Genomic DNA, 22,327 nt, shown 5'->3' on the forward strand with positions numbered 1-22,327 from the left:
CGCCCCCGCCGCGTCCGGACGCCCCGGGCGGCCGGACGCGGCGCGCGGCGTAGGACGACGGAACGGCAGGGACCATTCGAGAGGAAACGATGGGGGAACAGTTCGTCGGCGCGGGTTGGGCCTTCCCGATGCGCGTCAGCGCCTCGGGCGGCATCGCGCTGGTGACCGGGGAACGGGAGATCGAGGAGGCGATGCGCCTGGTGCTGGCGACCGCGCCCGGCGAGCGTCCCACCCGTCCGGAGTTCGGCTGCGCCATCCACGACATGGTGTTCGCCCCGGTCAACGAGGAGACGGCGGGCCGCATCGGGTACGAGGTGCGGACCAGCCTGGACCGCTGGGAGCCGCGCATCGACGTCGAGGACGTCCAGGTCACCGCCGACGTCGAGGACGCCGGCGTCCTCTACATCGACGTCCGGTACCGGATCCGCGGCACCAACAACCCGCGCAACCTGGTCTTCCCCTTCTACGTGATCCCGCGGCACGACGAGCCCGGCGACGACCGGCGGGACGCCGGGGAGAGGGCGGCCGGCTGATGGCGCTGCCCTCGCCCAACCTCGACGACCGGCACTTCCAGCAGTTCGTCGACGACGCCAAGCGCTACATCCAGCGGCGCGCCCCGGAGTGGACCGACCACAACGTGTCCGATCCGGGCGTGACGCTGATCGAGGCCGTGGCGCACATGGCCGACCAGATCGTGTACCGGCTGAACCGCGTCCCCGACAAGAACTACCTGGCGTTCCTGGACCTGCTCGGCATCACGCTGCTGCCGCCGTCCGCGGCCCGCACCGACGTGACGTTCTGGCTGTCGGCGCCGCAGGAGCTCACGGTCACCCTGCCGCCGCACACGGAGGTCGCGACCGCGCGCACCGAGACCGAGGAGTCGACGGTGTTCGCCACCGAGACCGCGCTGGACGTGGTCCCGTGCGAGCTGGTGCGGCTCGGCGCGCAGCAGCACGACGGACCGCTCGCCGACCGCACCGCCGACCTGCTGGAGGGCAAGGACGTCGACTGCTTCGGCTCGCCGCCGCGTCCCGGCGACGTGCTGGCGTTCGGGCTGTCGGCGGCGGTGCCGTCCTGCGCGGTGCTGCTGCGGCTCGACAGCCGGGTGGACGGCGTCGGCGTCGACCCGCGCCAGCCGCCGCTGGTGTGGGAGGCGTGGACCGGTTCCGGCTGGCGCGAGTGCGAGGTGGACGGCGACGGAACCGGCGGACTGAACCGGCCCGGCGAGATCGTCCTGCACGTGCCCGCCGGGCACCAGACGTCGCGGCTCGGCGCGCACGAGGCCGCCTGGATCCGCTGCCGCGTGCTCGAACCGCGCCCCGGACAGCCGTTCTACTCGGTGTCGCCGACCGTCCGGTCGGCCGAGGCCGCCACGATCGGCGGGACGACGGGCGCCGTGCACGCCGAGCTCATCACCGACGAGGTGCTCGGCGAGTCGGCCGGGGTGCCGGGGCAGCGGTTCGAGCTGTCCCGCACGCCCGTCGTGGACGGCACGCCGCCGCTCGTCCTGGAGTCGTCGGCCGGGGACGGCTGGGACACCTGGGAGGTCGTGGACCACTTCGCCGCTTCCGGCCCGGACGACCGGCACGTCCGCCTCGACTCGGCGACCGGCGAGGTGGCGTTCGGCCCGGCCGTCCGGCTCCCGGACGGCGGGCTGCGGCAGTACGGGGCCGTCCCGCCGAAGGGCGCGCTGCTGCGCGCCCGCTCCTACCGCACCGGCGGCGGGCACGCGGGCAACGTCGCGCGCGGAGCGCTGTGCGTGCTGCGCAGCTCCATCCCGTACGTCGCCCGCGTCACCAACCGGGAGGCGGCGCGCGGCGGCGTGGACGCCGAGACCCTCGACGAGGCGCGCCGCCGCGCCCCGATCACGCTGCGCGCCCAGGACCGCGCGGTCACCCCGCGCGACTACGAGGAGCTCGCCCGCCGCGCCGCGCCCGAGGCGGCCCGGCTGCGCTGCCTCCCGGTGGACGAGGCCGGCGTCGGCGCGGTGCGGGTGCTGGTCGTGCCGCAGGCCGTCCCCGACTCCGGCGGACGGCTGCGGTTCGAGCACCTCGTCCCGGAGGACGACCTGCTCGCCCGCATCACCCGCTACCTGGACGACCGGCGTCCGATCGGGGTCCGGCTGGCCGTCGGGCCGCCGTTCTACCAGGGCGTCACGGTGGTCGCCACGCTGCACGCGTTCGCCGCCGCCGAGGCCGAGAAGGTCCGCGCCGCCGCGCTCGCCGCCCTGTACGCCCACCTCGACCCGCTGACCGGCGGCGCGGACGGCCGCGGCTGGCCGTTCGGGCGCCCGCTCCAGGCCGGGGAGGTGTTCGCGGCGCTGCAGCGCGTCCCCGGCGTCGAGCTGGTGGACGAGGTGCGCCTGCACGCCGCCGACCCGCTGACCGGCAAGCGCGGCGAGGCCGTGGACCGCATCGACCTGTCGCCCGCCGCGCTGCTGTTCTCCCACGACCACAAGGTCCGCGTGCTGGGGGGCAAGCAGTGAGGGCGGGCGTGGACGGCCTGGAGACGCCCTGGCCGCTGGCCGCGCACCTGCCCGGCGTGTTCGCCGAGGACGACCTGGCGCAGCGCTTCACCGCCGGGCTGGACGAGGTGTTCGCGCCCGTCCTGTCGGTGCTGGACTGCCTGGAGGCGTACTTCTCGCCGCACCTGGCGCCGCCCGACTTCGTCACCTGGCTCGGCGGCTGGGTCGGGGCCGAGCTGTCGGGCGACGAGCCGGACCTCCAGGCGCGCGGGACGGTCGCGATGGCCGCCCGGCTGCACCGGCTGCGCGGCACCCGGCGCGGCCTGGCCGCCGCGATCCAGCTCGCGTTCGGGGTCGAGCCGGAGATCATCGAGAGCGGCGGGGCGGCCTGGTCGGGCCGCCCGCTCGGGGTCATCCCGGGCGAGCCGGAACCGCGCCTGGAGGTCTTCCTCAAGGTGGCCGACCCCGGCTCGGTGGACGTCCGCCGGCTGGAGGACCTGGTGGCCGCCGCGCGGCCCGCGCACGTGCCCTACCGCGTCCGGGTCCTCCCGCTGGACGCCCCGACCCCGCGACGCGATCCGAAGGCGAGCCCGACCGGCGAGGAGGACGGCCGATGAGTTCCAGGGAGATCTGCCCCGAGTGCGGAGCGACCCGGCAGTCCGGGTCGTTCTGCGACATCTGCGGCGCGGTGCTGGACTGGGGCGACCGTTCCGACCCGCCGCAGCCGTCCCTCGCCGGGCCGGAGAGCGAGGCCCCGACGCTGCCGGGCCCGTCCGAGGATCACGCACCCGGCGAATCGGCCATCGCCCGCGCGCTCTCCGGAGGCGACCAGCCCAGGACCGCACCCGCCGTCCAGCACCCCGCACCCGGCGGCCAGGACGCGGCGCAAGGCAGCCGCGACCCGGCCCCCACTCGCCAGGAACGGCTGCCCACGGCGCCGCCCGCGGCGTCGTTCGGGTCACCGTCCGGCGCGTCGTTCGGCGCGCCGTCTGCTGGAGCCTCGGCGCAGGTTCCCGGCGCGGAGTCGCAGCCGGGATCGGACGCCGCCGAGCGGGCGCGGCGGTTGCTGATCCCGCTGGAGGAGCAGCGTCCGGCCGCGCAGCGCGACCCGCACGTCGCGCCCGTCCTGCCCGGACGGCCCGAACCCGCCCGGCCGCAGGTGCGGATGGTCGAGGACCAGCCCGTCATCGGCGGCATCGTCTGCCCCTGGTGCGACACCCCCAACCCGCGCGACCGGCACTTCTGCCGCAAGTGCGCGATGAGCCTGGCCGCGGCCGACCCCGCGGGTTCGCGGACGCGCTCCTGGTGGCGGCGCATCCTGGAGCCCGGCGACAGGGAGACGCCGTGGGCGGGGGAGCGGCCGCGTCTCCGGCGCGGGCTCAACCGCACGCTCGGCATGGTGACCGTCGGGGCGGTGGGGGTGGGCGTGGTCGGCACCGGCGCCGCCTACGCCGACGACGCCGTGAACGGCGTGGTGGCCCACTTCGCCAAGCGCGCGCCGATCACCGCGAGCTCCGCCAAGGCGTCGCACTCCGATCCCGTGCACGGCCCGCAGCTTGCGTTCGACGGGCTGAACGACACGTTCTGGGGCGACGGGTACGGCGGCAACGGCGCGGGCCAGTACCTGGAGGCGTCCTTCGGCCAGCCCCGCGACCTGCTCAACGTGATCATCACGCCGGGCGTGTCGAAGCAGCCGGACCAGTACGCCAAGCAGGCCCGTCCGCAGGTCATCGAGGCGAAGCTGACCTCGTCGGACGGCAGGAGCGTCATCCGGACGCTGAACCTGGACGACGCCCCCGGACCGCAGAAGCTGCGGCTGCGGGGCCGCAAGGTGGTCACCGTCCGGCTGACGCTGAAGGCGGCCTACGGCGCGGGGCCGACCGTCCAGGTGGGCATCACCGAGGTCGAGTTCTTCGGCCGGTCGCTGGCCCGGAGCCAGTGACCGGTCCGGACGGCGCGCGGGCGCTCAGACCCGCGTGCCGCACGGCTGCGGGCCGGTGTCGTCCCGGCAGCCGCGCGGCCACCAGCGCAGCGTCGCCGGCGGCGCGGACCGGCGGTCCGGCTGCCGGAACGCGCCGGAACCGTGCGCGGAAGCGGGACCGGGAGACGGCGCGGCGGACGCCGGGACGGGAGCGGGTGGGAGAGCGCAGGTGTGGCGGGACGCCTCGGCGAACGCCAGGCCCGCCTCGTCCGCGCGTCCGAGCTCCGCGAGCATCACCGTGAGCAGGACGCCCGAGACGTGCGGGATGAGCGGGACGCGGTGCTCGGTCGCCTGGCGCAGCGCGGCGCGCAGGTCCGCCTCCGCCTCGGTCAGGTCGCGGTTCAGGTAGGACAGCCAGGCCCGCGTGTGCAGCGCGCGGGACTCGGCGGTCGGGTCGCCCGCGGTCCGGGCCACCTGGACGGCCCGGTCCACGAGCTGCTCGACGGTCGTCTGGTGGGCGCGTCCCTCGAACAGGCCGCTGATGCCGAGCATCGCCAGCGCGTCCACGACTTGCCGCAGCCCCGCCGGGACGGTCTTGAGCACGAGCTCCAGCGTCGAGCAGAGCAGGTCGTGCTCGGCGAGCAGCCAGGCCCGCGCCGCCGCCCCGTCCCCCGCACCCGGCCCGGCACTCACGCCCGGCCCGGCACTCACGCCCGGCCCGGCACTCACACCCGGCCCGGCACTCACACCCGGCCCGGCGCCCGGACCCGGCCCGGCACTGGGAACCAGGCCGGGACGGGGGTCGGGACGGACGGTGACGAACAGCCGCGCGACGACCGCCGAGCCGCTCGTCGGCGCCGACATCGCCCGCCCCAGGGTGTCCAGCAGGAAGGCGACGACCCGGAGCAGGGCCGCGTCGCGGTCGCCCGGGCTGTCCTCCAGCTCGCCGCGCCGGTGGGCGAACAGCCGCACGAGGTCGTGCAGGCGGAACCGGTCGGCGCCGTGCGGTTCGAGCAGGCCGGCGTCCACGAGCTGCTCCAGCAGGTCCTCGGCCTGGCATTCGGGCAGGTCGAGGAGGGCGGCGGCGACCGGGACGGTGAAGCCCGAGCCGGGCAGCAGCGCGCAGCGGCGCAGCGCGTGCGCCTGGTCGGGCGCCAGCGCCGAGTAGCCGAGGCTCAGCGACGACTCGACCGACAGGTCACCGGCCCGCAGTTCGGCGAGCCTGCGTCCGGCGTCGTCCATCCGGGCGAGCATGGCGGCGAGGCCGCGCTCGGGCCGGGCCGCGATCCGCGCCCCGACGATGCGCAGCGCCAGCGGCAGCCAGCCGCAGAGCCGCGCCAGCGCGGCCGCCTGCTCGGGAGCCGCCGCGACCTGCTCGGCGCCCGCGAAGCGGGACAGCATCGCGACCGCCTCGGTCCGCGGCGGCAGCCCGACCTCGAACCGCCGCGCGCCCGCGACGGGCAGGATGCGGCGGCGGGAGGTCACCAGCGCGGCGGTGCCGGGCGTGGCGGGCAGCAGCGGCTGGATCTGCGCGGTGCCCGCGACGTTGTCCAGCACCACCAGCACCCTGCGGTCCGCCAGCAGCGAGCGGTAGGACGCGGCGCGCGCCGGCAGCGAGGCCGGGATGTCGGCGGCGGGCATCCCGAGAGCGAGCAGGAAGTCCAGCAGGACGGTCTCGGGGGCGACCGGGTCCGGGCCCGCGCCGCGCAGGTCGGCGTAGAGCTGCCCGTCGGGGTAGTCGGCGCGCCGCCGGTGGCCCGCGTCGAGGGCGAGCGTGGTCTTGCCGACGCCGCCGATGCCGGTCAGCACCGCGACCGGGACGTGGCCCTCGTCCGGGGCGAGCGCCTCGACGATCGCCTCGCGCAGCTTGTCGCGTCCGGTGAGGTCGGCCGGGACCGGCGGGAGCTGGCGCGGCGGCGGGACGTTCCCGGCCCGGACGGACGGCGGCGCCGCGCCCTGCCGCGTCCCGTCGCCGAGGCTCTCGCCCGCGAGGATCTGGGCCCGCAGCTCGGTGAGCTCCTGCCCCGGATCCAGCCCCAGCTCGTCGGTCAGCACGTTCCGCGCCTCGGTGTAGGCGGCCAGGGCGTCGGCGGTGCGCCCGGCGCGGTAGAGCGCCCGCATGCGGAGGGCGCGCAGGTCCTCGCGGAGCGGATGGGCGGCGATCAGCGGTTCCAGGTCGGCGGCGACGCGGGCGTGGTCGCCCAGGTCGTCGATGCAGCGCAGCGCCGCGAGCCGGGTGTCCAGATGGAGGTGCATGAGCCGGTCGCGCTGGCGCTCGGCGTGCGGACCGGCCACCCCGGCCAGCGGGACGCCGCGCCACAGCGGCAGCGCCTGGTCGTAGATCCGGCGGGCCTCGGCGATCGCCCCGTCGGCGCGGGCGCGCTCGGCGTCCTTGACGAGACGCTCGAACCGGACCAGGTCCACGGCCTCGGGCGGGAGGTCCAGGAGGTATCCGCCCTGGACGGAGACCAGGACGTCCTGGTCCTTCCCGAGGGCGGCGCGGAGCCGGTAGGCGTAGTTGCGCAGGGTGCCGACGGCGTGGTTCGGGGGAGCCTCGCCCCACAGGCCGTCCACGAGCTCGTCCGGGCCGCAGCGGCGTCCGACCCGCAGCGCCAGCATGGCGAGGACGGCCTGCTGCAGCGGACCGCCCGGACGCAGCTCGCGTCCGTCGCGGGTGACCCGGAGGGCTCCGAGAAGCTGAACTTGATACATCACGGGTTTCTCAGCGTTGCTGCGCGGCGCGGAACTCGGCGGCCCAGGTGCGGTTGCGACCCGGCAGGCCCTGCGGTCCCGGCTTGCAGGTGTAGGGGCAGAAAAGGCTGTTGAGCAGCCAGGGCGGGGTGTGCGGACCGACGTTCGCCGCCATCGCCGCGTCCTGGGTGATGCCGTACCCGGCGACCGCGAGCTTGCCGGTCGCCCGGAAGCGCCGCATCTGCTCGGCCAGGAAGTTCCGGTCGGCGGCGAACCACTGGTTGGACAGCAGGAAGTCGTTCCAGGTCTGCTCGTCCATGTGGTGCTGCGTCGCGCCCTTCACGACCTGCCAGACCGGCGTGCCCACGGCGATGCCGTGGCGGCGGGCGAACGCCGGGTTCACCGGGTCGGTCATGTGCTGCTTCCAGAGCTGGACGAGCGAGAACTCGGTGGCGAGGAACCGCTGGTCGGCGCGGAGGAACGGCAGCACGTAGTCGAGGTACTTCTGCGCCGCCGCGAGGCTCGCCACGTGCGGGTGGACGTCCACGCCCGCGATGCCCGGAGTGCGCGCGGTGAAGGTCATCCAGCGGCGGGTCTGGGCGGTCTGCCCACCGGGCTGGTCGAGCGCGTTGAGCGCTCCCATGTAGAGCTCGGTCTTGCAGCGCGCCCCGAAATGCGCCTGCCGGTACTGGACGGCGTGCGCGGCGAGCGCCTCGTAGAAGGCGTTGATGCGGGCGGTGGCCCGGTCGGCCTGGCGCGTCTCGAAGAACGGCTCGTTGCCGATCGTCAGGATGTCGACCTTGCCGAGCGTCGCGGCGAGCACCTTGGTCAGCCGCGCCAGGGCCGTCTTCATGGCCGGACTCCCCGGCGCGGGGATCGGCTGGTCGCGGTACTGGAACTTGGTCGACAGGACGGTGCCGTACCCGCGCGCGGACGCGTTGAGGAGCCTGGCCAGCCCCGCCTGGGAGGCCGGGTCGCCTCGGTCGGCGTCCGTCATGACGTAGAAACCGCGGATCCAGGTGCCGCCTACCGCCGCCAGCTCGGCGAAGTCGATCCTGTCCAGGGCCTGGTTGACGTTGGCGGCCAGGACGCCCCGCGCGGGCGGCGCGTTGACCTTCCCCTGCGCCCGTGCGGACGCCTGCGCCCGTGCGGAGGCGAGGCGGCCGCCGCCCCCGTCGTGCTCGGTGCCGCAGCCCGCCAGGCCCAGAGCCGCCAGCGCGGCGCCCCCGGACACGGCGAGCAGCCGGCGCCGGGAGGTCTCCGCACCGCGGAGGCGTTCGGTGTCGCTGCGCGTCATACGCCCACTTCCAGCCTGCTCGTCCGGCCACATGCGCTGTTCGTGCGCGAGCCCCGGCCGCCGGTGCGGAAGGGGCTCCCGTTTCTGGGATGAACCGACGCGCCCGATGGTTCGCGGCGCGGCCCGCTCACCCTAAAATCAAAAACCTTGCGACGCTAGGTTTATGGTCCGGCCGAGACCTCCGTCACGATCGGCGGTCTCGCGGGGTAAAGGCGGCGGGGAGCGACGCGGCTCGCGGGCGGCGTGCCCTGGAACCGTAGTGAGAAACGGTGCACGATGTCCAATAAGTGAAGCGGTCCGGCGGATGACGTGCCCTGGTACGGGACGCGCCCCGGCCGAGCGGCGGGAACCGGGGAGCGGACGGCGGGGCCGGCGGAGCGCCGGACGGCGGGACGGCCTCCCGGTAGGGTGCGGGCGATGGACGTCAAGACTCGCCGGATCGGCCGTCCGCGGAGTGAACTCGCCAGGTCGGCCGTCCTGCACGCGGTGGACGATCTGCTCGTGGAGGTCGGCTACGCGGCGATGACCATGAAGGGCATCGCCGAGCGCGCCGGCGTCTCCCGGCAGACGGTGTACCGCTGGTGGGCGACCAAGGCCGAGATCCTGTTCGAGGCCTGCGTCGAGGACGCCCTGGAGGAGCTGGCCGTCCGTCCCACCGGCGCGCCGGTCGCCGACGTCGCGGCGTACCTGGAGGCGCTGGTCCGGTTCCTGGTGCGCTCACCGGCCGGGGCGGCCTACCGCGCCCTGGTCGGCGAGGCCCAGCACGACGCCGCCGTCGCCCGGCTGCTCGCCTCGCGTGACCTGCTCGGCGACAGCGCCCGGCCGGTGATCGAACGCGTCCTCGGACGGGCCGCGCTACCCGTCCCGATGGACCAGGCGACCGCCGCCCTCGTCGGCCCGGCGTTCTTCTGGGTCCTCAGCGGACGCGACCCGGGCCGGCTCGACGTCCTGCGGCTCGCCCGGCGCTTCCTCGCCGACCTCGGCGTCCGGTAGGGGCCCGGAGCCCGCCGGCAGCAGCCCGAGGACCGCCGACAGCCGCTGGAGATGGCCCACGATGTCGACGGACGGGTCGCGCAGCCACTGGATCTGGAGCCCCTCGGCGGCGGCGAGCAGCGCCCGCGCCTCCCACTCCCGGCCCGGACCGGCCCAGCTCTCGATCAGGTCGAGGATGAAGCGCGTCCGCCGCCGCATGAACGCGTGCGCCGGGTGCGCCGGGTCGGCCGAGGCCGCGGACATGTCCACGAACAGCTTGACCAGCCCCGGTGTCCGCTCGGTGTGCGCGAGCAGCGCCCAGACGTCGCCCGGCGCCGACAGGTCGTACTTCTCGGCGTAGTCGCGGTCCCGCGCGACGAGGATCTCGACGAGCAGCTCGTCCTTGCTGCCGAAGTAGTGCAGGACGCCCGCCTCGGTGAGCCCGGCCGCGTCGGCGATGGACCTCAGCGACGGCCCCGGCCGTCCGGACGCCTGGTACGCCTCCAGCGCCACACGGAGGATCTCCGCCCGCCGGGCGATCCCCTTCGAATACGGCCCGCGCCGCGCCTTCCCCGCCATGACGGCAACCTACCGTCCCCCTCGGACGCCCCTCCTGCGGTTTTGGACAGCGTCAACTTCCCGCCAAACCGCGCGCCTCGCCGTCCCGGCGGGGAATCACCGCAGCATGAGCGCCTGGAACTCCGACGACCTCAGCACGATCGGCGACGCGACCGAGATCAGGATCGCGCCGCGGAACCGGGACGGCGCGCTGCGCCGCCCCACCACGATCTGGGTCGTCCGCAACGGCGACGACCTGTACGTCCGGTCGGCCAACGGCCCCGAGGGCCACTGGTACCGCGCCGCCGAGAGCACCCACCGGGGCCGCATCGAGGCGGCCGGCCTGGCCCGGGACGTGTCGTTCGTCAACACCACCGACCCCGTCGTCAACGACGAGATCGACGCCGCCTACCTGGCCAAGTACGGCAGCACCCCGTGGGCCGAGCCGATGACCCGGCCCGGCCCGCGCGGCACCACCCTGCGCGTCCTCCCCGCGACCGCGGAGGCGTGACGGCCCGCGGCCCGCGGCCCGCGGACGGGAGACGGGTCACGGTTCGAGGTCGCTCACGCCCTTGCCGGTGGCGATGTCGAACGGCACGGACGCCTGGTCGTGGACGATCAGCCAGGCGCCGTCGCGCCGCTCGAAGCAGAAGGTGGCGCGGACCCACATGCCCGCGGTGGCCGTGCCGTCCGGCAGGGTGCCGGCGAGGCGGCCGAAGCAGTGGCCGAACGCGACGTCGCCGCCCACGGTGAAGGCCAGGTCGCGGACCTCGTAGGACAGGTCCCGGAAGAACGCGAACGCCCGGGTCCAGTTCGCCATCTTGGCGTCCGCCCCGACGTGCTGGAGCGGCGGCTCGACGTCGAACGACACCACGTCCGGCGCGTAGAGGCCGCGCAGCGCCTCGACGTCCTTGGCCCCGATCCCCGCGATCAGCTTGTCGATGTGCGCCCGGAGCCCGGTCTCTTCCCCGGCGCGCCGCGTCGTCGTCGTCATGGTCGTTCCCTCCGCAGGTGCGATTCCTTGGTCTCTCGCACCTACGACGACGCGGACGGCCGGAACGTCAGGCGGCGGTCCCGTCCCCGCCGTCGCCCGGCTCGTCGGCGGGGACGCGGCGCATGACGAGCAGGGCGACGTCGTCCTCGGCCTGGTGCCGCCCGATCATCGCCGCCATCACGGCCGCGCCGACCTGCTCCGACGGGCCCGCGTACGCCACCTCGCACAGGCGGGCGATGCCGGTGTCGACCGTGCCGTCCCGGCGCTCGACCAGGCCGTCGGTGTAGAAGCACAGCACCGCGCCGGGCGGCAGCTCCACGGTCGTGGTGCGGCGGGGGACGTCGTCGTCCAGGCCGATCAGGAGGTCGCTCGGCACGCCGGCGGCGCGGGCGGGCTCCCCGGGGACGGCCATGACCGGCGGGTAGTGGCCGGCCGAGGAGATCCGCAGCCGGTTCCGGTCGGGATCGCACACCGCGTACAGCACGGTCGCGGTCGCGGCCGGCTCGAAATGCTGGATCTTGCGGTCGAGCTTGCCCAGCACCTCGGCCGGGTCGGTCGTCTCCAGCGCGTAGGCGCGCAGGGCGCTGCGCATCCGGCCCATCACCACGGCGGCGCCGAGGCCGTGCCCGGCCACGTCGCCCATGACGATGCCGACGTGCCCGGACGGCAGGGTGAACACGTCGTACCAGTCGCCGCCGACGCTGGCCGCGCCCGGCCGGTAGCGGGCGGCCATCTCGATGCCCGGCAGCGCCGGGAGCGCGGCCGGGACGAGGCTGCGCTGGAGTTCCATGGCGCCCGCGCGCTCGGCGCGGCCGAGCAGGGCCTGCACGGCGCTCGCCGCGCGGCTCGCCGCGAACTGGAGCAGCTCCACCTCCTCGGTGGTGAACCGGCGCGGCGTGGTCGTCCCGACGTGCAGGACGCCGAGCACGGAGCCCGCGGCGATGAGCGGGACGCCGAGCAGCGCGCGCAGGCCCCGCTGGACGAGCAGCGGGTTGAACACGTTGGCGCTGGGCACGTCCTCGATGTAGACCGGCCGCCGCTCGGCGGCGACCCGTCCGGCGAAGCCCTGCCCGACGGGGACGCGGGCGGCCTGGACGACCTCCTCTTCCAGCCCCTTCGCGGCCGTCGCCACGAGGAACCGCCCCGGCCGCTCCAGGAGCAGCACGACGGCGGTGTCCACCGCGAGGATGTCGCGGACCCGATCCAGCAGCGTGTCCAAAAACTCCTCGACGTCCATGTGGGCGAACGCCTCGTCGGTGAACGCCTGGATGTTCTCGAGCTTCCGCGTCGCGTCGTCCAGGCGGCTGGTCGGATTGTTCACGCGCCAACTGTAAGGCCAGCCGGGAGGTGAGACTACGTGATCGTCGCACGTGAGGCTCCTGGTCACACCCCGCGAAGGCCCGGTGGCGGCCCGCCGCGGGCGGCGCGGGTTTAGCGCCCGCGTGCGGGACAGGAAGCCGGGAGAGGAGGGACGGCAGCGGCTTGGCGGCGAGTGAGGAGACCTGATCATGTCGATCATCCGAGGGCCGGTGGCGGCGGTGGCCGCCGCGACCGTGCTGGCGGCCGGGGGGTGCCACTACGGCTCGTCCTCCCCGGCCGCGCGTCCCACGTCCCCGCCCGCCTCGCCGGCGCCCGCCGAGCGGCTCAGCGCCCAGGACCGGACCTGGCTCGGCCAGGCCCACCAGGGCAACGTCGCCGAGGGCGAGCTGGGCGAGCTGGCGCGCGGCAAGAGCGGCAGCCGGCAGATCCAGTCCGAGAGCGCGACGCTGATGAGCGACCACACGGGGATGGACCAGGCGGTCGTCGACACGGCGCACCGGCTGAACGTCGGCCTGCCGACCGGCCCCACCGCGGCGGAGGCCGCGCAGCGCCAGGAGATCGGCGGCCTCACCGGCTCGGCGTTCGACAACGAGCTGATCGCCGGGCTGATCACCGACCACGAGCAGGCGATCGGGATGGCGCAGTACGAGGTGGACCACGGCTCCGACCCGACCGTGGTCGGGATGGCCCGCCAGGCGCTGCCCACCATGCAGAAGCACCTGACGATGCTGAAGCAGGAACAGCACTAGTGACGCATATCGCCTCCCTCGGGGCGCCGACGCAGCCGTTTGGCGCCCGGTGGCGGGGTAGGGCCTGTCCTCTCCGAACCCGGAGGGAGGCGGGCCGGGGCGTGACCGGCGTTTCTGGGTGCTGCCGGTGACGGCCCGTCCCGCCGGCGACTGAGGGCCGTCCGCCCGTCCGGACGGGCGGCCGAGGGGGAGCAGAGGCATGCGGATTGTCGTCATCGGGGCCACCGGCAACGTCGGCACGAGCACCGTGCGGGCGCTCAGCGCGGACCCGGACGTCACGTCGATCCTCGGGGTGGCGCGCCGGCGGCCCGAATGGACGATCGGCAAGACGGAGTGGGCGGAGGCGGACGTGGCCGGTTCCGATCTGGTCCCGCTCCTGCGCGGCGCCGACGCGGTCGTCCACCTGGCCTGGCTGTTCCAGCCGACGCACGACCCGACGGTGACCTGGCGGGCCAACGCGGTCGGCAGCGCCCGGGTGTTCCGCGCCGTGGCCGAGGCGAAGGTGCCGGCGCTGGTCTACTCGTCGTCGGTCGGCGCGTACTCGCCCGGCCCCCAGGACCGGGCCGTGGACGAGAGCTGGCCCACGCACGGCTGGCCCACGGCGTCCTACGGGCGCGAGAAGGCGTACGTCGAGCGGACGCTCGACGCGTTCGAGGCCGAGCACCCCGGCTGCCGGGTGGTGCGGATGCGGCCCGGCTTCATCTTCGAGCGCGAGGCGGCGTCCGGCCAGCGGCGCCTGTTCGCCGGGCCGCTGCTGCCGGGGCGCCTCGCCCGGCCCGACCTGATCCCGATCGTCCCCGACCTGCCGGGCCTGCGCTTCCAGGCGCTCCACTCGGCGGACGCGGGGGAGGCGTTCCGGCTGGCCGTCCTGCGTGACGTCCGGGGCGCGTTCAACCTGGCGGCCGACCCGGTCGTCGATCCCGACGTGCTGGCGGAGATGCTGGGCGCGCGCAAGGTCCGGCTGCCGGTCCCGGCGGTGCGGGCCGCGCTGGCGGCGGCCTGGACGCTGCGGATGGTCCCCGCGTCGCCGCAGCTTCTGGACCTGGCCCTGCGTGTCCCGATCATGGACACCGCGCGGGCCCGCGCCAAGCTCGGCTGGACCCCGACCCGGACCTCCGTCGAGGCGATCGGGGAGTTCCTCCAAGGGCTGCGCGACGGCGCGGGGCTGCCGACGCCGCCGCTGTCCCCGTCCACCGGCGGGCCGCTGCGGATCCGCGAGTTCCTCACCGGCGTCGGCGGCAGGCCCTGACCACTTCGAGAAGGGAGCGAAACCATGTCTCATCACGTTCCGGAACCCGACCCCCGCTCGCGGATGGAGGACGAGGGGATCCCCGACCTCCAGAAGGGCACTCCCGGCCAGCAGCAGGCGGTCGACCCGCAGGAGGAGACGCTGCCCGGCGAGCGCTCGCTCACGCTGGACGAGTTCGGCACCACGGCCGACGAGCAGGCGCAGGGCGAACCGGCCGCGCTCCGGCTCCAGCGCGAGGAGCCCGAGGAGCAGGCGTTCTTCGGCGCCGACGAGCCGGTCCCGCGCGAGGACGACGACGAGGTGCTGAGCCCGCCGCTGACCGACGAGGGCGGTCTCGGCGTCGGCGCGGACCTGGACACCAGGCACGAGCCGTCCGAGGGCCTCCCCGAGGAGAACCCGGCCCAGCCTGGGGAGCCGTCCGGCGAGTTCTGGGACGAGCCGCGCCCGGCGGGCAGGCTCGTGGCCCCGGACGAAGGGGCCCACCCGGTAAGGGACCCGGACGAGACCGCGACCGAGGTCGGCCCCGACGCGGGCGGCTTCACCGCCGAAGAGGACGCCATGCACGTCGAGCCGGAATGACCCGCGCTCCCGCGCGGAAGCGCCCCGCCAGCCTCCGGCGCGGAAGCGACACGCCGGCCTCCGGCGCGGAAGCGACACGCCGGGCTCCCGCGCGGAAGCGACACGCCGGGCTCGGGCGCGGAAGCGACCCGCCGGGCTCCGGCCGCGGGGTGCGACCCGCCGGCCCGGGGCACGGGAGTGACGTCCGGGGCGGAATTTCGGCGATGATTGCCGGTTGACCGGAGGGGGCGGGGAGCCGACGATGATCGCGAGCTCCCCGGCGGAAGGACGCGCCCGTGCGACGGAACCTGCCCCTGCCCGCGATCATCGGAACGCTGCTGCTCGGCGCGGCGGCGAGCGTCTCGGCCGCGCCGGTCGCCACCGGCGCGACGGCGCCGCCGCCGCGTCCGCTCGGTCAGATCGTGCCCGCTCCCGCGTCGGTCGCGCCCGGCGGCGCGCCGTTCACGCTGAACGCCGGGACGGCGATCCGCGTGGACGCCTCGCCGCAGGTCCGGGCCCTCGGCGCGTACCTGGCGGGGGTGCTGAGGCCGTCCACCGGGTACCGGCTGCCGGTCACCACCGGGCACGGCGGGAACGCGATCGCGCTGCGGCTCGCCGCGTCCGACCGCGCGCTGGGCGAGGAGGGCTACCGGCTCAGCGCGGGCCGGAGCGGGGTCACGATCACCGCGCGGCGGCCCGCCGGGCTGTTCCACGGCGTCCAGACGCTGCGCCAGCTGCTGCCCGCCGCGGTCGAGCGCCGGTCCCGGCAGCGCGGGCCATGGCGGATCGCGGGCGGGACGGTCCGGGACGCGCCGCGCTACGCCTACCGCGGCGCGATGCTCGACGTCAGCCGCCACTTCTTCACCGTCCGGCAGGTCGAGCGGTACATCGACGAGCTCGCCCTCTACAAGATCAACACGCTGCACCTGCACCTGTCGGACGACCAGGGCTGGCGGATCGCGATCGACTCCTGGCCCCGGCTGGCGAGCTACGGCGGATCGACCGAGGTCGGCGGCGGCAAGGGCGGCCACTACACCAAGGCGCAGTTCCGGGAGATCGTCGCGCACGCGGCGTCCCGGTACATGCAGGTCGTCCCCGAGATCGACACGCCGGGGCACACGAACGCCGCGCTCGCGTCCTACGCCGACCTCAACTGCAACGGCGTCGCGCCGCCGCTCTACACGGGCACCGACGTGGGCTTCAGCTCCCTGTGCGTGCCCAAGCAGATCACCTACCGGTTCGTGGACGACGTGGTGCGGGAGATCGCCGCGATGTCGCCGAGCAGGTACTTCCACATCGGCGGGGACGAGGCGCACTCGACCCCGCACGACCAGTACGTCACCTACATGGACAAGGCGCAGCCCATCGTGGCGCGGCACGGCAGGACGGTGATGGCCTGGCACCAGCTCGCGAGCGGCCATCCGGCGCCGGGGGCCGTCCTCCAGTACTGGGGCGGCGACTTCACCGGGCAGGCCGAGCGGAAGCAGGTCGCCGACGCCGCCGTCCATGGCGCGAAGCTGGTGCTGTCGCCCGCCGACCGCGCCTACCTGGACATGAAGTACGACGCCCGGACGCCGCTCGGCCAGGCTTGGGCCGGATACGTGGAGGTCGACCGCTCCTACGACTGGAACCCCGGCGCCTACCTGCCCGGCGCGCCGCCGGCCGCGATCCTGGGCGTCGAGGCCCCCATCTGGACGGAGACCCTGAAGACCAGCGCGGACATCGAGTACATGGCGTTCCCGAGGCTGCCCGGGATCGCCGAGCTCGGCTGGTCTCCGGCGTCCACGCACGACTGGAACGCCTACCGGACGCGCCTCGCCGCCCAAGGCCCCCGCTTCGAGGCGCTCGGCATCGACTACTACCGCTCGCCGAAGGTCCCCTGGTCCTGACCCTCGTTCACGGAACCTCGTCCGCGGATCCGCCGCGCCAACGGATGACCGTGTCCACGTGCGTGCGGATCCGCCGCGTCAGCGGATGACCGTGTCCAGCAGGTCGCGCAGGTTGGCGCGGGTGCGGGCGATCTTCTCGTCGAGGGTGAGGGTCTCGTCCATCTCGCGGGCGCTGGCCGACTCCTTCCGGCCCCGGACGAACAGGGAGCAGGCCAGGTCGGAGCACATGTAGCGGCCGACCGAGTTGCCCTGGCGGCCCTCCTCGCCGGTGCGGCGCGCGGTCAGCAGCGCCACGCCGCCGCCGGTCCGGGTGGTGAGGCAGAGCGAGCACATGCTGCGCGAGGTGAAGCCGCGGGACGCTCCGGCGGTGGCGCGCAGCGCGAGGCCGACGAGCCGTCCGCCGTGCTCGGCGACCAGGTAGGCGCGGTCGGGCGCGGCCGGGTCGCGCCAGCCGAGGAAGTCCAGGTCGTCCCATGGCAGGTCGGCGAAGTCCCGGGGCAGGTGCAGCCGCTTCGCCTCGCCCTTGGAGCAGTTGACGAAGGACGTGCGGATGTCGTGTTCGGTGAGCGGGTTCATGACCTCGACGGTAGGTCCTCCTAGGAGTACCATGCAAATTATTAAAGCCTTTAGTTTTCTGAGAGGGGGCTCATGGCACGGGCCGGAGTGACCGTCGAGCGCCTGGCGCGCGCGGGGGCGGAACTGGCCGACGAGGTCGGCTTCGACAAGGTGACCGCCTCGGCGGTCGCGCGCAGGTTCGACGTGACGGTGGCGAGCCTGTACTCCCACGTCGCCAACGCCCACGACCTGCGCGTCCGGGTGGCGCTGCTCGCCCTCGCGGAGCTGGCCGACCGGGTCTCGGACGCGGTGTCCGGACGCGCCGGCAAGGACGCCCTGGTCGCGTTCGCCGACGCCTACCGCGCCTACGCGCGCGAGCATCCCGGCCGCTACGCCGCCACCAGGATGCGCCTCGACACGGAGACGGCCCTCCGCAGCGCCGGCCCCCGCCACTCGGCGATGGCGCGGGCGATCCTGCGCGGCTACGGCGTCCCGGAGGAGGAGCAGACCCACGCCGTCCGGCTGCTGGGCAGCACGTTCCACGGCTTCGTCAGCCTGGAGGCGACCGGCGGCTTCGAGCACTCCGGCGAATCGGAGACCTCCTGGCGCAGGACCCTGGACGCCCTGGACGTCGCCCTACGCCACTGGCCGACGCCCGCACCACCCGCCTGAGCCCTGCCTGACTCCCGGCGCGGTCTGATCGCGCGGAGGCGGGCGGGGTTCACGGCGGGGCCGAGCCCGCCTTCAGGTAAGCGCGGCGGAGCCCTTCGCGGGCGCGGAACGACAGCTGCGTCACCGCGCCCGGTTTCAGGCCCAGCGCGCCCGCCACCTCGCGGACGGCCTCGTCCTCGACCACGGTGTGCCACAGGACGACCTGCCAGCGGCGCGGCAGCGAGCGGAAGGCCCGCGCCACCGCCGCGTTCTCGGCCGGGTCGCCGAGGGCGTCCGTCCCGGCGGCGTCGCCGGACCGCTCGGCCCAGGCGGCGAGCTCGTCGGTGACGACCGTCCGCCGGGCCTTCCTGGCCCAGTCGACCGCCGCGTTCCGCACGACCGCGTACAGGTAGGGGCGCGGACCCGCGACCGGGCCGCCGCCCGACCGCAGCGCCGCGAGCGTCCGCGTGAACGCCTCGCTGGTCAGGTCCTGGGCGGTGTGCTCGTCGTGGGCGAGGCCGCGCGCGTACGCCAGCACCGACCGATGGTGCCGGGCGAACAGCTCGCCCGACGCGTCCACGTCGCCCGCACGCACCGCGGCCACCAAGTCGGCGTCCGGTAGGCCCCGGACGCCCCGCGCGCGTTCCTCCACTCGTGCTCGCCATCCTTCCCGCCGCGAGCGCGGTGCGGACGGGAGGCGGCCGGCCCGCTCGGCGAGCACGTCCCCCCGGCGCCGGACGTGACCTGCGCCATGCCGGGCCCGCGGCTCGGAGCACGGTAGGCACGCGGGCCGCCCCGGTGCATCCGTAGAATTCCGCAGGCGGGGCCCGGGACGGCGGATACGTGATTCGTCCGATGGCCGGGACCGCCCGCTTCCGGCAGGCTCCTTCCGCCCGCCCCGAGCCCTAGGAGCCGCCATGAAACCGACCTGGACCAGGACGTCGGCCGCCGGAGCGGCGCTGGCCGCGGCGTTCTGCCTGGCCGCGCCCGCCGACGCCGGCGCCAATCCGTACGAGCGCGGCCCGGCCCCGACGCAGGAGAGCATCACCGCCGAGCGCGGGCCGTTCGCGATCGCGCAGGTCAAGGTGCCGTCCCGCAGCGGCGCCGGGTTCAACGACGGGACGATCTACTACCCGACCGACACGTCCCGGGGCAGGTTCGGGGCGGTCGCGGTCATGCCGGGCTTCAACGGGCCGCAGGCGTCCGTCGCCTGGTACGGGCCGCGCCTGGCGTCGCAGGGGTTCGTGGTCATGACCCTGGACAGCATCTCCCCCTGGGACCAGCCCGCCCAGCGCGGCCGGCAACTGCTGGCCGCGCTGCGGTACCTGACGGGGTCGTCCGCCGTGCGCGGGCGCGTCGACCCCGCCCGCCTGGCGGTGATGGGCCACTCGATGGGCGGCGGCGGGATCCTGGAGGCCGAGGCCGCGCAGCCGTCGCTCAAGGCCGCGGTCGCGCTCGCGCCGTGGGACCTGGGCAACCCGTCCGGGACGTCCCCGACCATGATCATCGGCGCGACCGGGGACCGCGTCGCGTCGGTCGGCTCCTTCGCCGAGCGCTTCTACCGGAACGCGGCGGGCCGCGACAAGGCGCTGGTCGAGCTGAACGGAGGCGACCACCTCACCTTCATCCGGCCCGACACCACCGTCGCGAAGTACTCGATCGCCTGGCTGAAGCGGTTCGTGGACGACGACACCCGCTACGACCGGTTCCTCTGCCCGGCTCCGGCGGGCGACCCGGCCGTCGCCACCTTCACCGACACCTGCCCGCTCTGACCGGACGCGCGGCGCCCCCGGCTCCCGGCTGAGCCGCCCGTCCGCGCCCCCTCCCGATCGGGTGAGGCCGCCGTCATGGCTGGCGGCGGCCTCGCGCCGTCCACTAGCGTGAGCCCGCGTCACGACCGTGCTGGTGGTGCTGATCGGGCGGTGCTGATCGGGCGGTGCTGATCGGGTGGTGTGGATGCGGACGGACAGGCGGAACGGCCGGGCCGGCGCGGCGGCGGGCCCGCTTTCATGATCGCGGCGCCGCCGGTGGCGGTGACGGGCTTCGTCGGCCGCGAGCGGGAGACCGCCGAGGCGCGGCGGCTGCTCGGCAGGGCGCGGCTGATCACGCTCACCGGCCCCGGCGGGGTCGGCAAGTCGCGCCTGGCCGCCCGGATCGCCCACCGGCAGGCGGACGCGTTCCCGGGCGGCGTGGCGTTCGTGGAGCTGGCCGAGCTGCGCGACCCGGCGCTGCTGCCCCACCTCGTCGCCGACCGGCTCGGGCTGCACCACCTGGCGGACGCGTCGATCACCCGCGCGCTCGTCGAGCACCTGCGCGACCGGGAGACCCTGATCGTGCTCGACAACTGCGAGCACCTCGTCGACGCCTGCGCCGAGCTCGCGACCGCGCTGCTCACCGGCTGCCACCGCCTCGTGCTGCTGTGCACCGGCCGCCAGACGCTGCGGGTGCCGGGGGAGTGGGTGCTGCCGGTCGAGCCGCTCCCGGTGGACGACGCGGTCCGGCTGTTCCGCGAACGGGCGGCGGCCGTGTGGCCCGGCTCGGTGGACGCCCCCGCCTCCGCGGACGGCCCTGGCGACCCCGACGGCTTCGGCGGCGCGGACGGCCCGGGTGACCGGGACGTGCTGGTCGAGCTCTGCCGGCGGCTCGACGGGCTGCCGCTCGCGATCGAGCTGGCCGCCGCCCGCGTCCGCTCGCTGTCGCCCGAGCAGATCGTCGAGCGCCTGGCGGACCGCTTCCGTCTGCTGACGTCCGGCCCGCGCACCCTGCCGCCGCGTCAGCGCACGCTGCGCGCGACGCTGGACTGGAGCTTCGACCTCTGCACGCCGTCCGAGCAGCGCGCCTGGGCGCGGCTTTCGGTGTTCACCGGCTCGTTCGGCCTGGAAGCCGCCGAACGGATCTGCGCCGACGACGCTTACGCCGACGACGCCGACGCCGACGCCGACGCCGACGACGCCTCCGACGGCGAGGTCCCCGGAAGGATCGCCGTCGAGAACGTCCTGGGGCTCATCGACAGCCTGCTGGACAAGTCGATCCTCGTCCGCCGGGAGCACGCGGGCGGGGTGCGGTACCGGATGCTCCAGACCGTCCGCGAGTACGGGCGGGAGCGGTCGTGCCGCGACGGCGAGCACGAGCGCGTGGCCCGCCGGCACCGGCGGTGGTACGACGAGCTGACCGAGGCGGCCGAGCGGGACTGGGTGAGCGACCGCCAGCTCGAACTGATCGGGCGCCTGCGCGAGGAGCACGCCGACCTGCGCGCCGCGCTGGACTGGTCGCTCTCGCGGCCCGGCGAGGCGGGGACCGCGCTGCGCATGGCCACCCGCCTCGTCGAGTACTGGACGCTGCGCGGCCTCGCGGGCGAGGCCCGGACCTGGCTGGAGCGTGCCCTGGCCGCGGCCCCGCCCGATCATCCGGACCGCGCGCTCGCCCTGGCCAGGTGCGCCCTCTACGCCCTCTGGCTGGGCGACCTCGACGGGATGGCCCGCATGCTGTCCCAGGCCGAAACTCTCGGCCCTGACGACGCCGACGCCGACGACGCGGACGGCACCTCGGACGGCCGTGGCGACATCCTGACCGCGACGATCGCGCACGTGCGGGCGTTCGCGGCGCTGCTGACCCAGCAGCCCGGGGCGGTCGATCTCGCCGCCGCGGCGTGCGCGGCGTTCCGCGCCCACGGCGAGGTGCGGGCCGAGCTGCATCCGCTGTTCGTCCACGGGGTCGCGCTCGCCTACCGGGACGGCGAGCCGGTCGCCGCGCGCCGGTCCCTGGCCCGGATGCACCAGGTCTGCGCGGACGCCGGGGAGCTGTTCTACCAGGCGATGTCGCTGTTCGGGCGGGCCGTCGTCGAGGTCGAGTTCGGTGATGCGGCGGTCGCGCGGGAGGCCGCCGTCGCCGCGCTCCGGCTCGACCTGCGGACCGGCGACGAGCACGGCCTCGCCTACCGGGTGGACGCCCTGGCCTGGATCGCCGACCGGCAGGGCGAGCACGCGCGCGCCGCGACGCTGTTCGGGATCTCCGCCGCTTTCTGGGACCGCATCGGAACGACCGCCGATCTCGTCGCCGGCCTGCCGCACCGGACGCACATCGGCCGCACCCGCGCGGCGCTCGGCGACGACCGTTTCGACGCGGCGTTCGCCGCCGGACGCGCCCTGTCCCGCGAAGAGGCCCTGCGCTTCGCCCTCGCCGATCCGGAACCCGAACCCGGTCCCCGGCAAGGACCCCGGCCCGGACCCGGATCGGCGGCCGAAGCGGTCGAGAGCCCGCTGACCGGCCGCGAGCGGCAGATCGCCGCGCTCGTGGCCGAGGGGCTCACCAGCCGGGCCATCGCCGAGAAGCTGACGATCTCCACGCGGACGGTGGACACGCACGTCCAGAACGTCCTGACGAAGATGGGGTTCGCGAACCGCGCGCAGATCGCCGCGTGGGTCGTCCGCGGCGACGCGCGCGAGCCGTGAGGACGCCG

The 22,327-nt window shown here is 75.2% G+C and carries 19 protein-coding genes and 1 pseudogene; 13 read left to right on the forward strand and 7 right to left on the reverse strand.

From position 1 onward, the window contains the following. Positions 1-89 precede the first annotated feature (89 nt). The 4 genes from ACFPCY_RS20090 to ACFPCY_RS20105 are packed head-to-tail and all read left to right on the forward strand — an operon-like array spanning position 90 to position 4,406. Positions 90-533, forward strand: a complete 444-nt coding sequence (locus ACFPCY_RS20090) for a GPW/gp25 family protein (protein WP_378257288.1) — start codon at positions 90-92, stop codon at positions 531-533. Further along, positions 533-2,485 carry a putative baseplate assembly protein gene (locus ACFPCY_RS20095; protein WP_378257289.1) on the forward strand — a complete coding sequence of 651 codons (1,953 nt, stop codon included), beginning with the start codon at positions 533-535 and terminating at the stop codon, positions 2,483-2,485. Before ACFPCY_RS20090 ends, ACFPCY_RS20095 begins: the two co-directional genes overlap by 1 nt. Before the next feature lie 8 nt (positions 2,486-2,493). Then, entirely contained in the window at positions 2,494-3,081 is a 588-nt protein-coding gene (locus ACFPCY_RS20100) for a phage tail protein (RefSeq protein WP_378257291.1), read from the forward strand. Then, entirely contained in the window at positions 3,078-4,406 is a 1,329-nt protein-coding gene (locus tag ACFPCY_RS20105) for a discoidin domain-containing protein (protein WP_378257293.1), read from the forward strand. Before ACFPCY_RS20100 ends, ACFPCY_RS20105 begins: the two co-directional genes overlap by 4 nt. Before the next feature lie 24 nt (positions 4,407-4,430). Here ACFPCY_RS20105 and ACFPCY_RS20110 read toward each other — a convergent pair whose 3' ends face one another. Continuing rightward, entirely contained in the window at positions 4,431-7,097 is a 2,667-nt protein-coding gene (locus tag ACFPCY_RS20110; RefSeq protein ID WP_378257295.1) for an AfsR/SARP family transcriptional regulator, read from the reverse strand. A 10-nt stretch (positions 7,098-7,107) separates the two neighbouring features. Next, positions 7,108-8,373, reverse strand: a complete 1,266-nt coding sequence (locus ACFPCY_RS20115) for a hypothetical protein (protein ID WP_378257297.1) — start codon at positions 8,371-8,373, stop codon at positions 7,108-7,110. 417 nt (positions 8,374-8,790) lie between these two features. On the opposite strand from ACFPCY_RS20115, the gene ACFPCY_RS20120 reads away from it, so the two are divergent. After that, positions 8,791-9,366 (forward strand): TetR/AcrR family transcriptional regulator, encoded by a 576-nt coding sequence (locus tag ACFPCY_RS20120; RefSeq protein WP_378257298.1) that lies wholly within the window; start codon positions 8,791-8,793, stop codon positions 9,364-9,366. 372 nt (positions 9,367-9,738) lie between these two features. On the opposite strand, the pseudogene ACFPCY_RS20125 reads toward ACFPCY_RS20120, so the two are convergent. Continuing rightward, positions 9,739-9,924, reverse strand: a pseudogene (locus ACFPCY_RS20125) (TetR/AcrR family transcriptional regulator); the annotation flags it as partial. A gap of 106 nt (positions 9,925-10,030) precedes the next feature. On the opposite strand from ACFPCY_RS20125, the gene ACFPCY_RS20130 reads away from it, so the two are divergent. Then, the gene (locus tag ACFPCY_RS20130; protein ID WP_378257299.1) at positions 10,031-10,414 is read left to right on the forward strand and encodes a DUF2255 family protein; all 384 of its coding nucleotides are present in this window, start codon (positions 10,031-10,033) and stop codon (positions 10,412-10,414) included. Positions 10,415-10,450: 36 nt separating this feature from the next. On the opposite strand, the gene ACFPCY_RS20135 is transcribed toward ACFPCY_RS20130, so the two are convergent. Both ACFPCY_RS20135 and ACFPCY_RS20140 read right to left on the reverse strand, forming a co-directional pair. Next, on the reverse strand, positions 10,451-10,897 hold the full coding sequence (locus tag ACFPCY_RS20135; RefSeq protein WP_378257300.1) for a YybH family protein: 447 nt from the start codon (positions 10,895-10,897) through the stop codon (positions 10,451-10,453). A gap of 67 nt (positions 10,898-10,964) precedes the next feature. Continuing rightward, positions 10,965-12,218, reverse strand: coding sequence for a PP2C family protein-serine/threonine phosphatase (locus ACFPCY_RS20140; RefSeq protein WP_378257302.1), 1,254 nt, complete (start codon positions 12,216-12,218; stop codon positions 10,965-10,967). Positions 12,219-12,405: 187 nt separating this feature from the next. On the opposite strand from ACFPCY_RS20140, the gene ACFPCY_RS20145 reads away from it, so the two are divergent. The 4 genes from ACFPCY_RS20145 to ACFPCY_RS20160 all read left to right on the forward strand — a co-directional run bounded on the left by ACFPCY_RS20145 (position 12,406) and on the right by ACFPCY_RS20160 (position 16,662). Next, positions 12,406-12,966, forward strand: coding sequence for a DUF4142 domain-containing protein (locus ACFPCY_RS20145; protein ID WP_378257304.1), 561 nt, complete (start codon positions 12,406-12,408; stop codon positions 12,964-12,966). Between the two features lie 199 nt (positions 12,967-13,165). After that, positions 13,166-14,215, forward strand: a complete 1,050-nt coding sequence (locus ACFPCY_RS20150) for an NAD-dependent epimerase/dehydratase family protein (protein ID WP_378257306.1) — start codon at positions 13,166-13,168, stop codon at positions 14,213-14,215. A 24-nt stretch (positions 14,216-14,239) separates the two neighbouring features. After that, positions 14,240-14,794, forward strand: a complete 555-nt coding sequence (locus tag ACFPCY_RS20155) for a DUF5709 domain-containing protein (RefSeq protein WP_378257307.1) — start codon at positions 14,240-14,242, stop codon at positions 14,792-14,794. A gap of 275 nt (positions 14,795-15,069) precedes the next feature. Further along, entirely contained in the window at positions 15,070-16,662 is a 1,593-nt protein-coding gene (locus ACFPCY_RS20160; protein ID WP_378257309.1) for a beta-N-acetylhexosaminidase, read from the forward strand. A gap of 78 nt (positions 16,663-16,740) precedes the next feature. Here the strand turns inward: ACFPCY_RS20160 and ACFPCY_RS20165 are convergent, their stop codons facing one another. Beyond that, on the reverse strand, positions 16,741-17,238 hold the full coding sequence (locus ACFPCY_RS20165; protein WP_378257311.1) for an FBP domain-containing protein: 498 nt from the start codon (positions 17,236-17,238) through the stop codon (positions 16,741-16,743). Between the two features lie 72 nt (positions 17,239-17,310). Between ACFPCY_RS20165 and ACFPCY_RS20170 the strand changes: the two genes are divergently transcribed. Further along, positions 17,311-17,889: a TetR/AcrR family transcriptional regulator gene (locus ACFPCY_RS20170; protein WP_378257313.1), complete on the forward strand. Its 579-nt coding sequence runs from the start codon at positions 17,311-17,313 to the stop codon at positions 17,887-17,889. A gap of 49 nt (positions 17,890-17,938) precedes the next feature. Here the strand turns inward: ACFPCY_RS20170 and ACFPCY_RS20175 are convergent, their stop codons facing one another. Continuing rightward, a complete protein-coding gene (locus ACFPCY_RS20175) occupies positions 17,939-18,520 on the reverse strand; it encodes an RNA polymerase sigma factor (RefSeq protein WP_378257316.1) in 582 nt (193 codons plus the stop codon). Positions 18,521-18,785: 265 nt separating this feature from the next. On the opposite strand from ACFPCY_RS20175, the gene ACFPCY_RS20180 reads away from it, so the two are divergent. Both ACFPCY_RS20180 and ACFPCY_RS20185 read left to right on the forward strand, forming a co-directional pair. Next, positions 18,786-19,640 carry a dienelactone hydrolase family protein gene (locus ACFPCY_RS20180; protein ID WP_378257318.1) on the forward strand — a complete coding sequence of 285 codons (855 nt, stop codon included), beginning with the start codon at positions 18,786-18,788 and terminating at the stop codon, positions 19,638-19,640. A gap of 255 nt (positions 19,641-19,895) precedes the next feature. Continuing rightward, the gene (locus tag ACFPCY_RS20185) at positions 19,896-22,319 is read left to right on the forward strand and encodes an ATP-binding protein (protein ID WP_378257319.1); all 2,424 of its coding nucleotides are present in this window, start codon (positions 19,896-19,898) and stop codon (positions 22,317-22,319) included. Positions 22,320-22,327: the final 8 nt, after the last annotated feature.

The organism is Actinomadura gamaensis, from assembly GCF_042652125.1.
GTDB lineage: Bacteria > Actinomycetota > Actinomycetes > Streptosporangiales > Streptosporangiaceae > Spirillospora > Spirillospora gamaensis.

Excerpts from the sequence above, each read along its gene's own strand:
- ACFPCY_RS20180 (WP_378257318.1), top strand. The coding sequence starts at position 18,786 with ATGAAACCGACCTGGACCAGGACGTCGGCCGCCGGAGCGGCGCTGGCC.
- ACFPCY_RS20130 (WP_378257299.1), top strand. The coding sequence starts at position 10,031 with ATGAGCGCCTGGAACTCCGACGACCTCAGCACGATCGGCGACGCGACC.
- ACFPCY_RS20120 (WP_378257298.1), top strand. The coding sequence starts at position 8,791 with ATGGACGTCAAGACTCGCCGGATCGGCCGTCCGCGGAGTGAACTCGCC.
- ACFPCY_RS20135 (WP_378257300.1), bottom strand. The coding sequence starts at position 10,897 with ATGACGACGACGACGCGGCGCGCCGGGGAAGAGACCGGGCTCCGGGCG.
- ACFPCY_RS20090 (WP_378257288.1), top strand. The coding sequence starts at position 90 with ATGGGGGAACAGTTCGTCGGCGCGGGTTGGGCCTTCCCGATGCGCGTC.
- ACFPCY_RS20150 (WP_378257306.1), top strand. The coding sequence starts at position 13,166 with ATGCGGATTGTCGTCATCGGGGCCACCGGCAACGTCGGCACGAGCACC.
- ACFPCY_RS20155 (WP_378257307.1), top strand. The coding sequence starts at position 14,240 with ATGTCTCATCACGTTCCGGAACCCGACCCCCGCTCGCGGATGGAGGAC.
- ACFPCY_RS20170 (WP_378257313.1), top strand. The coding sequence starts at position 17,311 with ATGGCACGGGCCGGAGTGACCGTCGAGCGCCTGGCGCGCGCGGGGGCG.
- ACFPCY_RS20145 (WP_378257304.1), top strand. The coding sequence starts at position 12,406 with ATGTCGATCATCCGAGGGCCGGTGGCGGCGGTGGCCGCCGCGACCGTG.
- ACFPCY_RS20165 (WP_378257311.1), bottom strand. The coding sequence starts at position 17,238 with ATGAACCCGCTCACCGAACACGACATCCGCACGTCCTTCGTCAACTGC.
- ACFPCY_RS20105 (WP_378257293.1), top strand. The coding sequence starts at position 3,078 with ATGAGTTCCAGGGAGATCTGCCCCGAGTGCGGAGCGACCCGGCAGTCC.
- ACFPCY_RS20115 (WP_378257297.1), bottom strand. The coding sequence starts at position 8,373 with ATGACGCGCAGCGACACCGAACGCCTCCGCGGTGCGGAGACCTCCCGG.
- ACFPCY_RS20095 (WP_378257289.1), top strand. The coding sequence starts at position 533 with ATGGCGCTGCCCTCGCCCAACCTCGACGACCGGCACTTCCAGCAGTTC.
- ACFPCY_RS20110 (WP_378257295.1), bottom strand. The coding sequence starts at position 7,097 with ATGTATCAAGTTCAGCTTCTCGGAGCCCTCCGGGTCACCCGCGACGGA.